At 65.3% G+C, this 12,080-nt stretch carries 11 protein-coding genes; 5 read left to right on the forward strand and 6 right to left on the reverse strand.

The annotated features are described in order from the left end of the window. Positions 1-151 precede the first annotated feature (151 nt). The 6 genes from ACN8M7_RS06115 to ACN8M7_RS06140 all read right to left on the reverse strand — a co-directional run bounded on the left by ACN8M7_RS06115 (position 152) and on the right by ACN8M7_RS06140 (position 6,646). Complete coding sequence (locus tag ACN8M7_RS06115; protein WP_490260122.1) at positions 152-1,405, reverse strand: virulence factor family protein; 1,254 nt, start codon at positions 1,403-1,405, stop codon at positions 152-154. A gap of 1 nt (position 1,406) precedes the next feature. Next, positions 1,407-4,043 carry a bifunctional lysylphosphatidylglycerol flippase/synthetase MprF gene (gene mprF / locus ACN8M7_RS06120; RefSeq protein ID WP_490260123.1) on the reverse strand — a complete coding sequence of 879 codons (2,637 nt, stop codon included), beginning with the start codon at positions 4,041-4,043 and terminating at the stop codon, positions 1,407-1,409. 107 nt (positions 4,044-4,150) lie between these two features. Next, a complete protein-coding gene (locus tag ACN8M7_RS06125; protein ID WP_061238859.1) occupies positions 4,151-4,417 on the reverse strand; it encodes a PilZ domain-containing protein in 267 nt (88 codons plus the stop codon). Positions 4,418-4,543: 126 nt separating this feature from the next. Then, positions 4,544-5,431 (reverse strand): lysophospholipid acyltransferase, encoded by an 888-nt coding sequence (locus ACN8M7_RS06130; RefSeq protein ID WP_061238858.1) that lies wholly within the window; start codon positions 5,429-5,431, stop codon positions 4,544-4,546. A gap of 55 nt (positions 5,432-5,486) precedes the next feature. After that, on the reverse strand, positions 5,487-6,095 hold the full coding sequence (locus tag ACN8M7_RS06135) for a pyridoxamine 5'-phosphate oxidase family protein (RefSeq protein ID WP_490260124.1): 609 nt from the start codon (positions 6,093-6,095) through the stop codon (positions 5,487-5,489). Continuing rightward, positions 6,092-6,646: a DNA-3-methyladenine glycosylase I gene (locus ACN8M7_RS06140; protein WP_061238856.1), complete on the reverse strand. Its 555-nt coding sequence runs from the start codon at positions 6,644-6,646 to the stop codon at positions 6,092-6,094. Before ACN8M7_RS06140 ends, ACN8M7_RS06135 begins: the two co-directional genes overlap by 4 nt. Before the next feature lie 172 nt (positions 6,647-6,818). On the opposite strand from ACN8M7_RS06140, the gene glyQ reads away from it, so the two are divergent. From glyQ to ACN8M7_RS06165, 5 genes are all read left to right on the forward strand, one after another. Then, positions 6,819-7,811 carry a glycine--tRNA ligase subunit alpha gene (gene glyQ / locus ACN8M7_RS06145; protein WP_061238855.1) on the forward strand — a complete coding sequence of 331 codons (993 nt, stop codon included), beginning with the start codon at positions 6,819-6,821 and terminating at the stop codon, positions 7,809-7,811. Further along, positions 7,808-9,862, forward strand: a complete 2,055-nt coding sequence (gene glyS, locus ACN8M7_RS06150) for a glycine--tRNA ligase subunit beta (protein ID WP_490260125.1) — start codon at positions 7,808-7,810, stop codon at positions 9,860-9,862. The genes glyQ and glyS overlap by 4 nt, the downstream gene beginning before the upstream one ends. A gap of 57 nt (positions 9,863-9,919) precedes the next feature. Then, on the forward strand, positions 9,920-10,450 hold the full coding sequence (gene gmhB, locus ACN8M7_RS06155) for a D-glycero-beta-D-manno-heptose 1,7-bisphosphate 7-phosphatase (protein ID WP_061238853.1): 531 nt from the start codon (positions 9,920-9,922) through the stop codon (positions 10,448-10,450). 12 nt (positions 10,451-10,462) lie between these two features. After that, positions 10,463-11,230: a lysophospholipid acyltransferase family protein gene (locus tag ACN8M7_RS06160; RefSeq protein ID WP_061238852.1), complete on the forward strand. Its 768-nt coding sequence runs from the start codon at positions 10,463-10,465 to the stop codon at positions 11,228-11,230. A gap of 242 nt (positions 11,231-11,472) precedes the next feature. Beyond that, the gene (locus ACN8M7_RS06165; protein WP_490260297.1) at positions 11,473-12,078 is read left to right on the forward strand and encodes a CDP-alcohol phosphatidyltransferase family protein; all 606 of its coding nucleotides are present in this window, start codon (positions 11,473-11,475) and stop codon (positions 12,076-12,078) included. Positions 12,079-12,080 lie beyond the last annotated feature (2 nt).

The following is a 12,080-nucleotide window of genomic DNA, read 5'->3' on the forward strand; positions in this document are numbered from 1 at the left end:
GCAGGATGCCGGAGCCGACAGCCTCTCCCACAAAAGCGCCCGCCGCAGCAATTTTCTCTGACGTTTCGTAGGAGCGGCTTTAGCCGCGATTTTTCGCGGATGAATCCGCTCCTACAGAATCACGGCAATCCATTGGCATGCGTCAGCGAGACTAACGCTGCTGCCGCGCCTTGATCGCCGCCAGCATCTTCTGCGCCAGGGCTGCGTAGTCGCCGTCGAAGTGGTGGCCGCCCTTGATCATCAGGCGCTCGCCCGGGGCACCGGCTTCGGTGCAGCCACTGTCGGCCGCTTCTTCGCTGCCGTAGATGCAATACACCTTGGCCGCCGGCACCTTGCGCAGTTCGGGGCCGGTGGCCGCTTCCGCACCGTCCTTGCCGAGCCAGCCGCTGACGGCGATCTCGAAACTGCCACTGCGGGCGAAGGCCAGCAGCAACATGGCGTCGACCTGCTGCTGATCACTGGCCGGCAGGCGGTTGTAGATCGCCGGCAGCACGTCGGCGCCGAAGGAGTAGCCGGCCAGCACGAAGCGCTTCACATGCCACTTGTCGCGGTACTGCTGCATCAACCGCGACAGGTCGGCGGCGCTCTGCTCCGGACTCTTGTGCTGCCAGTAGTAACGCAGGGTATCGATACCCACCACCGGGTAACCGGCAGCGGCCATGTACTCGGCGGAGGCGCGGTCCAGGTCGCGCCAGCCGCCGTCCCCGGAATAGAACAGGGTCAGGGTATCGGCCGGTTGCACCGAGGGATGTTCGATCACCGGCATCGCCGCGCCCTGGCCGGCGAGCAGCTGCTGCAGCTGATCGGCCAGCAGCGTGGGCAGCGGCGTACCCAGCGTGCCGATGCGCGACTCGCCGTTGCTCTGCTCACGCAGGAAGCGCGCGTTGTCATCACCCGGATTGTCGTTCCACAAGGCGATCCAGTGGCCATGCTCGGCCTTATCCGGCAAGGGGTCGGCGCAATCGGGCTTGGCCAGATCGAAGCCGACCGAAAGTGCCTGAGCCTGATCATCGTGCTGCGCCGCCAGCCAGCGCCAGGCCATCGCCGCCGCCGGGCCGACACCCGCCACCAGGGTCGGCGCGCCGCCCAGGCGTTCGCTGGCCTGGCTGAGCAACTGCTGTTGCGCCTTGCAGTCGCCCGCGACGAAGGGCAATTGCAGCAAACGCAGATCGCCTGCCTCGGCAAGCCGCCGTAACCTGGTTTCGTCCAGCGCCTGGCCAGCCGGCGCGATCACCAACACGCGCTGGCGCGCCTCGCCCTGACTGAGCAGTTGCGCCGACGCGCCTTGTATCTGCAGCGTCTCGATGCGGGTCTCCCCGCGCGTCGACCACCACCAACCCGCAGCGCCAGCCGCCAGGGCCACCACCAGCAGCAATCCGCCCAGCGTCCTAATCGTCTTGCTCATCTCAACGCCTCACCAGTCCACCCAGGCCGCCCGCGATCAACGTCGCGGTATCGGCCAATGCCATCCAGGGGTCGAGCCCGGCCGGCACGGCCAGGTAACGCGGCTCCCACTGCGGCAGGAACTTGTCCTTGAAGCGGCGCAGCCCCTGGAAGTTGTAGAAACTCTCACCGCGATCGAACACCAGTGCGCCCAGGCGCAGCGGCAGCGGCGCGCCCTTGCGCGTCTGCAGGCCGGCCAGCGGCACCATGCCGAGGCTGAAACGCGCATAGCCCTCGCTCTGGAACTGCTGGATCAGGCCGAGCATGAGGAACTCCATGGTCGACTTCGGCGCATCCGGCAGCACGCGCATCAGATCGAGGCTGGCCACCGCGCGCGTCTCGCATTCGAGCAGGTTGGCGAAGGCCACGGCGCGGCCCTCGAAACGCACCACCACGACGCGGAAATGCGCCAGGTACTCGGGGCTGAAACGGCCCAGGGAAAAGCCCTTCTCGCGCACGTTCTTGCCCTGCAGCCAGGCGCTGGAAATGCTCTGCAGTTCGTCCAGAGGCACCTGGCCAGGAGCGTGAAATTCCAGGCTCAGGCCATCGCGCTGGCCACGGTTCCAGGTGTAGCGCAGGGCCTTCATTTCCTTGCCGTTGCTGGCCAGGTCGAAGGTCTTCAGGTCCACCAGCGCCTCTTCGCCCAGTTTCAGTGCGGTCAGGCCGATATCGACGTAGCCCGGCAGGTTCTCCGCACGCACCTGGTAGAACACCGGCCGCGCATGGTGGCGGTCGCACAGGTCGCGGAACTGCCAGATCAACTCGGCACGCGCGGCGCTCGGCCCGATCGGATCGAACAGCGCCACCAGGCTGCGCCCACGACGGGCGTACATCAGAAACGCATCGCCATCGGGGTGGAACAGCAGCGCCTTGTCGCCACTCAGGGCCAGGCTACCCTCCGGCTGCCGTGAGGCCTGAACGATGGCGCGAGCACGTAGCAGCGCGGTTTCGTCCGGCAGGCTGATGCTCGGCGGCGTGGCGCGCAGCAGCCAGGTCAGACCGACCGCCAGCAACACCAGCGCACTGCCCAGCGCCGCACGCAGGCCGCGCGGTGCATTGGCATCGAGTTCGAACTGCCACCACAGCTGATGGCTGTAGGCGACATCCTGATAAGCGAACAGCAGCAGCCAGACCGAGGCGGCGATCACGCCAACCGTGGCCGCCAGACCCAGGCCGGACGCAGGCACCTCCATCAGTCGGCTGCGGCGGTAGAACTCTCGGCGAAACAGCGCCAGCAAGCCGGCAATGACCGCCAGGGCGAGCGCCTCCGGCCAGTCGAAACCCTTGAGCAGCGACAGCACCACGCCCAGACAGAGCAGCACCAGAGTCAGGGCCCAGGCCGCCGACAGGCGCCGACGCAAGCCTTGCGCCAGCAGCAGGCAGAGCGTGCCCACCAGGCTGGCGGCCAGGTGCGAGGCGGCGATCAATTGCGGCGGCATGAGAAAGCCCAGCGCTTCCAAATGCTCGTCCATGGTCGGCGTCACCCCGGAAAACAACAGCAGTGTGCCGGCACAGAACACCAGCAACGCCAGCACAGGCACCGCCATGCCACTGGCAACACGTGCCACCTGGCGCGGGAACCACAGACGGCGCGCCTCGGCAGCGAGCAACAGCAGCCCGGCGCTTACCAGTGGCAGCACCACGTAGAGCAGGCGATAGAGCAGCATGGCCGCAACCAGCCCGGCCGGGTCGATGCGCGAGGAAAAGGCCGCCAGCAGCACCGCCTCGAACACCCCGACGCCGCCCGGCACATGGCTGAGCACCCCGGCCGCCAGCGCCAGCATGTAGATCAGCACGAACGAGGAAAAAGGCGGCGCGTCGGGCAGCAGCAGGTACAGCACGCTGGCGGCGATCAATACGTCGAGACTGCTGATCAGCAACTGCGTCAGGCTCATCCGCGCGCCCGGTAGACGCAGGCTGAAACGCCCGAAATCCACCTGCCAGCAGCCGGGAGCAGGGCGCTCGGCCAGACGTTTGCGGCTCACCAGCAGCACCAGGGTCAACGCCCCGACCAGCACGGCGACGGCTAGCACCGCCAACAACGGCTGAGGCAGGCGTAGCGCAGCGGCGGCGTCCTCCAGGTCGAACAGCGCCGCCAGCGCCGCGAGAATCGGCAGACTGACGCCAAGCGACAGGCTGGCGAACAGGCTCATGCGCGCCACATCGCCCGCACCCAGGCCGCTGCGCCCATACAGGCGATAACGTACCGAACCGCCGGACAGCGCCGACAGGCCGATGGCATTGCCGATGGCGAAGGCGCAGAAACCGCCCAACGCCAGGATCGGTGGCGGCAGATGGACGTTGGCATAACGGCTGGCCGACCACTCGTAGGCGAGCATCACCACAAAGCCCAGCACGGTTGCCAGCAAAGCGCCGAGCAGCGCCTGCGGCGGCACGGCGGCCAGCGAATCACGCACCTGATCCGGGTTGATCTCGCGCACCAGATGCCAGCAGGCGAGCAGCGCCACGCCGAACAGCAGCAGCGACAGACCGAGGCCGATCAGGTGACGGTTGCGTTGCAGCCAGCCGGGTTGTGAAGGGGGTAGAAGATCAGGCGCGTCAGCGCCCTGGATGGGAAGATCGGGTACCGCTCGACTCATGTCGAAAACGCCTCTGATGGACGCACCCTCGGAGTGAGGTTTTGATCAGAGTGTAGATGTAACAGAATGTTCCATTGATCTGAAACATTCGAGCGGCATGCAGCCGCTCAGGCCTCGCCGAGAAAACGCAGGCCCGCCCCTTCGGCATCCACACGCACCACTTCCATCTTCAATACCGGCGCGGGGAAGGGCAGATCCTGCACCTGGCCGGTCACCTCGGTGCCGACCGACAGGCCCGCCATATCCGGGTGCTTCACGTAGACGCCACTGTCGGACAGGTCACGGGTCTGTGCCAGCAACTCACCGAAACTGGGGTGGCTGATCTTGATCCGGCACTTCATCGGGGTACGCACCTGCTGACGCTGGTTCGACATGGAGGCTCCGGGCTGGGCTGACAATGCAGCCTTTAATAGCGCAAAACCGAATCAATTCCCAATAGTCGACGGAAAAAAGGCGCCATCAAGGCGCCTTCGTTCAGCATCGCGCTCGCAAGCAGTACGTCAGTACCACTTCGCCTCGCCATCGGGGCGTTTCTTGAAGCGCTTCATGCTCCACATGTACTGGCTCGGGTAGGTACGCACATAACGCGCGATCACCTCACTCATTGCCGCCACGCCCTCTTCCACGTCCTCGCTGTACATGCCCTGCGGCGCGGCCTCGAGAATCACCTTGTAGCCGCTGCCGTCGTCCAGGCGCACAGCATGCAGGAACACCCCGACTGCCTTGCCACCCGCCAGCATGCCCGGCACGAACTTGCTGGTCAGCGCAGTGGTGCCGAGGAAGGGCACGAACACCCCCGCCGAACGGCTCGGTTCCGGGTCGGCCGGAATACCCACGGAACCGCCCGAGCGCACTTCCTTGATGATGCGCAGGATGCCTTCCTTGGTCGACGGCGCTACACGGTTGCCCATCTGCACGCGCTGCTGCTGTAGCAGCTCGTCGACTGCCTTGAGCTTCGGCGGGCGATAGAAAACGATCGGTTTGCACTGACGACCATAGAAGTGATTGAGCACCTCCCAGTTGCCCAGATGGCTGGTGATGCCGACCACTCCCTTGCCCGAGGCCAGCGCCTGTTGCAGTACCTCCAGGCCTTCCACTTCGCGCACCAGTTCGAGCGATTTGTGCGCCGGCCAGATCCAGGCACAGGCGCTTTCGGTCAGCGTCTTGCCGATGTCCTTGAGGCTTTGCCCAAGCAGGCGCTCGCGCTCGGCCTCGCTGAGCTCGGGGAAGCACTTGGCCAGGTTGATGCGCGCCACGTCGCGCGAGCTGTTCGGCAGCTTCCACATCAGCCAGCCGATGGCGTTGCCTGCGGCCTGCACGGCACGCCAGGGCAGCAGCGCGAACAGGCGCAAAAAGCCGACCACCAGGGCGCCCTTGAGTTTTTCCACGACAGACTCCAACCGCTCAGAAAAACGTCAATTGTAGCGATGGGGGGCAATGCAGTCAGTACAGGCCGGTCCGAAGCCTTTGCTGCAGGTCACGTTCATAGGCCTCGACGTCGAACTCCTCATAGATGCAGCGGAAGATATCGCCGGCACTGGGCAGGCTGGCGCGCTCGACCTGGCGGGCGGCCTCCCACAAGCCCGAACGCAGCGCCGCCTTGGAGCACTGGAAGTAGCAGCTGTCGATATGAATACGCAGCGCGCTGCGCGGCAACTTGCCCTGGGCACGACCCAGCTCCAGCAGCTCGGGATCCAGGGATATCTCGGCACGGCCGTTGACCCGCAGGCTCTCGCCGACACCCGGAATCAGGAACAACAACGCCACCTGCGGGTTCTGCACGATGTTGCGCAGGCTGTCGATGCGGTTGTTGCCGGGGCGATCTGGCAGCAGCAGGGTCTGATCGTCGAGGATGTGCACGAAACCAGGCGCATCGCCACGCGGCGAGCAATCCAGACCATCGGGACCAACGCTGGCCAGGACCACGAAGGGCGACGCCTCGATCAGCGCACGGTAGGGTGCGATCAGTCGGGGCAGCTCCTTGCGCCGCGAGCGTTCGTGGCTTTCGCCGTACAGTGCCAGCAATTGATCCAGTGTGGTGATGGTGGTCATGGCGCCCTCAGTTGCGCATAGCGGTCGCAGTCGGTGGTGTGGTCCATCACCATACCCGTGGCCTGCATGAAGGCATAGCAGATGGTCGGGCCGACGAAGGTGAAGCCGGCCTTCTTCAGCGCCTTGCTCATCGCCTCGGCCTCGGGCGTTACCGCCGGCATCAGGCTGCGATCACTGAAGTGGTTGATCTTCGGCACGCCGCCAACGAACGACCAGAGCCAGGTCACCGGATCCTCCAGCTTCAGCCAGGCCTGGGCGTTCTGGCGTACGGCCTTGAGCTTGAGGCGATTGCGGATGATCCCGGGGTCCTGCATCAGCACCTCGATCTCTTCATCGCGCAGGCGCGCCAGACGCTCGGGATCGAACCCGTGCAGCACCTGGCGATAACGTTCGCGCTTCTTCAGCACGGTGATCCACGACAGCCCGGCCTGCGCGCCTTCGAGCAGCAGCATCTCGAACAGATGACCGGCATCGCGCTGCGGCACTCCCCACTCCTCGTCGTGATAAGCCTGGTAGAGCGGATCGTCGGTACACCAGAAGCAGCGGGGCATGGCTGTGGGCCTCGGTCAGGGTCGAAGCGATGACTATAGCGGCAAAATAACTGGATATAAATACAGCTCAGCTACATCCTGGGTGATGCCGATATGCCGTACCCTGCGGCCTGCGCCGAGTTTCGATATACTCCCCGGCTTTCCCTCGCAAGCCTCCACAGGTGATTTTTTCGTGAGCCAGAACAAGCCTGCCGTGCGCACCTTCCAGGACCTGATCCTGGCCCTGCAGAACTACTGGGCCGAGCAGGGCTGCGTAGTGCTGCAACCCTACGACATGGAAGTGGGCGCCGGCACCTTCCACACCGCCACCTTCCTGCGCGCCGTTGGCCCGGAGACCTGGAATGCCGCCTACGTGCAGCCTTCGCGTCGCCCGACCGATGGCCGCTACGGCGAGAACCCCAACCGCCTGCAGCACTATTACCAGTTCCAGGTGGTCCTCAAGCCCAACCCGGAGAACTTCCAGGAGCTTTACCTGGGCTCGCTGAAGGCCATCGGCCTCGACCCGGAAGTCCATGACATCCGCTTCGTCGAAGACAACTGGGAATCGCCGACCCTCGGCGCCTGGGGCCTGGGCTGGGAAATCTGGCTCAACGGCATGGAAGTCACCCAGTTCACCTACTTCCAGCAGGCCGGTGGCATCGAGTGCTACCCGGTCACCGGCGAGATCACCTACGGTCTGGAACGCCTGGCCATGTACCTGCAGGGCGTCGACTCGGTCTACGACCTGATCTGGACCGACGGCCCGTTCGGCACCGTGACCTACGGCGACGTGTTCCACCAGAACGAGGTGGAGCAGTCCACCTACAACTTCGAGCACGCCAACGTCGAGAAGCTGTTCGAGCTGTTCGACTTCTACGAGAGCGAGGCCAACCGCCTGATCGCCCTCGACCTGCCGCTGCCGACCTACGAAATGGTGCTCAAGGCCTCGCACACCTTCAACCTGCTCGATGCGCGCCGCGCCATCTCGGTGACCGCCCGCCAGCAGTACATCCTGCGTGTGCGCACGCTGGCCCGCGATGTGGCGCAGAGCTACCTCAAGGCGCGTGCCCGCCTCGGCTTCCCGATGGCCACGCCCGAGCTGCGTGATGAAGTGCTGAGCAAGCTCAAGGAGTCGGGTCTGCTGCAAGACGAAGGGCAAGGCAACAACGCGGAGGCGCAAGCATGAGTGCACAAGATTTCCTGGTCGAGCTGGGCACCGAAGAGCTGCCACCGAAAGCGCTGAAAACCCTCGGCGACGCCTTCCTCGCGGGGGTCGAGAAAGGCCTCAAGGCCGCCGGCCTGAACTATGCCAGCGCCCGCGCCTATGCCGCGCCGCGCCGTCTGGCGGTGCTGGTCGAGCAGCTCGAAGCGCAGCAGGCCGACCGCAGCATGAACCTCGACGGCCCGCCCATCCAGGCGGCCTTCGACGCCGACGGTAACCCGACCCAGGCCGCCCTCGGCTTCGCCCGCAAGTGCGGCGTGGACATCGCCGATATCGACCGCAGCGGGCCGAAACTGCGCTTCGCCCAGCACATCCCCGGCCAACCGGCGGTGAACCTGCTGCCGACCATCGTCGCCGACTCGCTGAACGACCTGCCGATCCCCAAACGCATGCGCTGGGCCGCCCGTCGCGACGAGTTCGTGCGCCCGACCCAGTGGCTGGTGATGCTGTTCGGCGATGCCGTGGTCGATTGCGAGATCCTCACCCAGAAGGCCGGTCGCGTCTCCCGTGGCCATCGCTTCCACGCCAACCGCGACGTGCGCATCAGCAGCCCGACGAGCTACGCCGAAGACCTGCGCAGCGCCTATGTGCTGGCCGACTTCGCCGAGCGCCGCGAGATCATCAGCCGCCGCGTCGACGAACTGGCCGCCGCCGAGCAGGGCACGGCCATCGTGCCGCCGGCGCTGCTGGACGAAGTGACCGCGCTGGTGGAATGGCCGGTGCCGCTGGTCTGCTCGTTCGAGGAGCGCTTCCTCGAAGTACCGCAGGAAGCGCTGATCACCACCATGCAGGACAACCAGAAGTACTTCTGCCTGCTCGATGCGAGCGGCAAGCTGCTGCCGCGCTTCATCACCGTGGCCAACGTCGAGTCCAAGGACCCGGCGCAGATCGTCTCGGGTAACGAGAAAGTCGTGCGTCCGCGCCTGACCGATGCCGAGTTCTTCTTCAAGCAGGACAAGAAGCAGAAACTCGAAGGCTTCAACCAGCGCCTGGCCAACGTGGTGTTCCAGGCCCAGCTCGGCTCGGTATTCGACAAGGCCCAGCGCGTCTCGGCGCTGGCCGGTTTCATCGCCCGCGAAGTCGGCGGCGATGCCCAGCGCGCGGCCCGTGCCGGTCTGCTGTGCAAGTGCGACCTGGCCACCGAGATGGTCGGCGAATTCCCCGAGATGCAGGGCATCGCCGGTTACTACTACGCGCTCAACGACGGTGAGCCGGAAGATGTCGCCCTGGCCCTGAACGAGCAGTACATGCCGCGCGGTGCCGGTGCCGAACTGCCGAGCACCCTGACCGGCGCTGCCGTGGCCGTGGCCGACAAGCTCGACACCCTGGTTGGCATCTTCGGTATCGGCATGCTGCCGACCGGCTCGAAGGACCCCTACGCCCTGCGTCGCGCCGCCCTCGGCGTGCTGCGCATCCTGATCGAGAAGGGCCTGGATCTGGATCTGGCCGCTGCGGTCGACTTCGCCGTCGCCCAGTACGCCGGCAAGGTCAAGACCGACGGCCTGGCCGCCCAGGTGCTGGAGTTCATCTTCGATCGTCTGCGTGCGCGCTACGAGGACGAAGGCGTCGAAGTGGCCGTGTACCAGTCGGTGCGCGCAGTCAACCCGACCTCGCCACTGGACTTCGACCAGCGCGTGCAGGCCGTGCAGGCCTTCCGCACGCTGCCGCAGGCTGAAGCCCTGGCTGCCGCCAACAAGCGTGTGTCGAACCTGCTGAGCAAGGCCGAAGGTGGCGTCGCCGCTCAGGTCGAGGCGCACTACTTCGACAATCCCAGCGAGTTCGCCCTGCACGCCGCCATCCAGCAGGCCGACCAGGCCGTACAACCGCTGGCCGCTGCGCGTCAGTACAACGAGGCACTGGCCAAGCTGGCCAGTCTGCGTGAGCCGGTCGACGCCTTCTTCGAGGCGGTGCTAGTCAACGCCGAAGACGCGCGCGTGCGCGCCAACCGTTACGCCCTGCTGGCCCGCCTGCGTGGGCTGTTCCTCGGCGTGGCGGACATCTCGGTACTGGGCTGACGTCCCCCTGAAGGAGCGGGCACGGCTCGCTCCTTCGGCAGAATGTGAAATGGCTGCATGAAACTACTGATCCTCGACCGCGACGGCGTCATCAACCAAGACTCCGACGCCTATATCAAGACGCTCGACGAATGGCTGCCGATTGCTTCGTCGATCGCAGCCATCGCGCGCCTGTCGAAAGCCGGCTGGACGGTGGCCGTGGCCACCAATCAGTCCGGCATCGCCCGGGGTTATTACGACCTGGCGACCCTGGAGTCGATGCATGCGCGTCTGCGCGAGCTGGTGGCCGAGCAGGGCGGTGAAGTCGGCCTGATCGTGCACTGCCCGCATGGTCCGGACGACGGCTGCGACTGCCGCAAACCGAAACCGGGCATGCTCAAACAGATCGCTGCGCACTACGCCACGGATCTTCCAGGAACCTGGTTCGTTGGCGATACCAGTGGTGACCTGCAGGCGGCGCTGGCCGTCGATTGTCAGCCCGTGCTGGTGAAAACCGGCAAGGGCGAACGCACCCTGGCCAAGCCTCTGCCGCCAGGAACCCTGGTATTCGATGATCTGGCGGCCGTCGCCGATCAACTGCTCTCATAAGGTGCGAAGTACATGGCGATCCTGCAGGCCCTCAGAATCACGCTTTTCTACCTGCTGCTGTCGTCCAGCTCGTTCTTCTGGTGCCTGATCAGCCTGGTGGTCGCGCCCTTGCTGCCGTTCCGCCAGCGCTACCGCTTCGTCGTCCAGGCCTGGTGCAATTGCGGGGTGTGGCTGGCCAAGGTAATCGTCGGCATCCGCTATGAAGTGCGCGGTATGGAGAACATCCCTGAGCGCCCCTGCGTGATCCTCGCCAATCACCAGAGCACCTGGGAAACCTTCTTCCTCTGCGGTTTCTTCGAGCCACTGTCGCAGGTGGTCAAGCGCGAGCTGCTGCGCGTGCCGTTCTTCGGCTGGGGCATGGCCCTGCTCAAGCCCATCGCCATCGACCGCAGCAACCCCAAGGCAGCGCTCAAGCAACTGGCCAAGCAGGGCGATGAGCGCCTCAAGCAGGGCGCCTGGGTGCTGGTTTTCCCCGAGGGCACGCGAATTCCGCCAGGCCAGATCGGCAAGTTCTCCCGCGGCGGCGCGGCGCTCGCGGTCAACGCCGGCTTGCCGGTGCTGCCCATCGCCCACAACGCCGGCGAATTCTGGCCCAAGGCCGGCTGGTCGAAGCGCTCGGGAACGGTTCAGGTGATCATCGGCGCACCGATGTACGCCGAAGGCGAAGGCCCGCGTGCCATCGCCGAACTCAACGAACGTGCCTTTCAGTGGGTGTGCCAGCAGCAGACCGAGCTACGCGGTGAAGAACCGCAGCTGAGCCGCCTCGCGGAAACCGCCTGATCTGTGGATAAGCTGTGCGTCAAATATAACCAAAGGGCCACTAGCGCTTGTATCTGACTGATTTTGCTGGCCAATTCGCCGCGCTAGGAAAATCACCGTCCAGGGTATAAGTTGTGCCTCAGAGGTAGGGCTGGCGCACAAGCCATTGCTGCGCCAGCGCTGAATCTGCGTCTACCTCGATGGGTTCACAGTCTCGCCCGCGGCAATGACCGAAGATGGGACAAGAAAAGGACTTCGCTGCCATGCCATCGATCTACCAGCTCAAACCGGCCTTCCAGAACCTGCTGCGCCCTGGCGTCGAGCGTCTTTATGCGCGCGGCGTCACCGCCAATCAGGTGACCCTGGCCGCGGCCCTGGTCTCCGTACTGCTCGGTGCCCTGCTCGCAGGCTTCAGCCATATCACCTGGCTGTTCGCCCTGATCCCCGTGTGGATGCTGCTGCGCATGGCTCTGAATGCCGTCGACGGCATGCTCGCCCGTGAGTTCGGCCAGCAATCGAAGCTTGGCGCCTACCTCAACGAACTCTGCGACGTCATCGCCGACAGCGCCCTGTATCTGCCCTTCGCGTTGCTGCCGGGCGTCTCACCGCTGTTAGTGGTGATCGTCGTGCTGCTGGCGGTGATCAGCGAATACGCCGGCGTGCTTGGCCCCATGGTTGGCGCGTCACGCCGCTACGACGGGCCAATGGGCAAGAGCGACCGCGCCTTCTGCTTTGGCGTGCTCGGTGCCGGCGTCGCCAGCGGCCTGCTACCCACCTTGTGGATCAACCTGCTGCTGGCCCTGATCCTCGCCCTGCTGCTCTATACGCTCTATAACCGCGTTCGCCAGGGATTGGCCGAAACGGCCTGAGC

Origin of the sequence: Pseudomonas spartinae, assembly GCF_965197125.1 — a bacterium.
Taxonomy (GTDB): domain Bacteria; phylum Pseudomonadota; class Gammaproteobacteria; order Pseudomonadales; family Pseudomonadaceae; genus Aquipseudomonas; species Aquipseudomonas composti_A.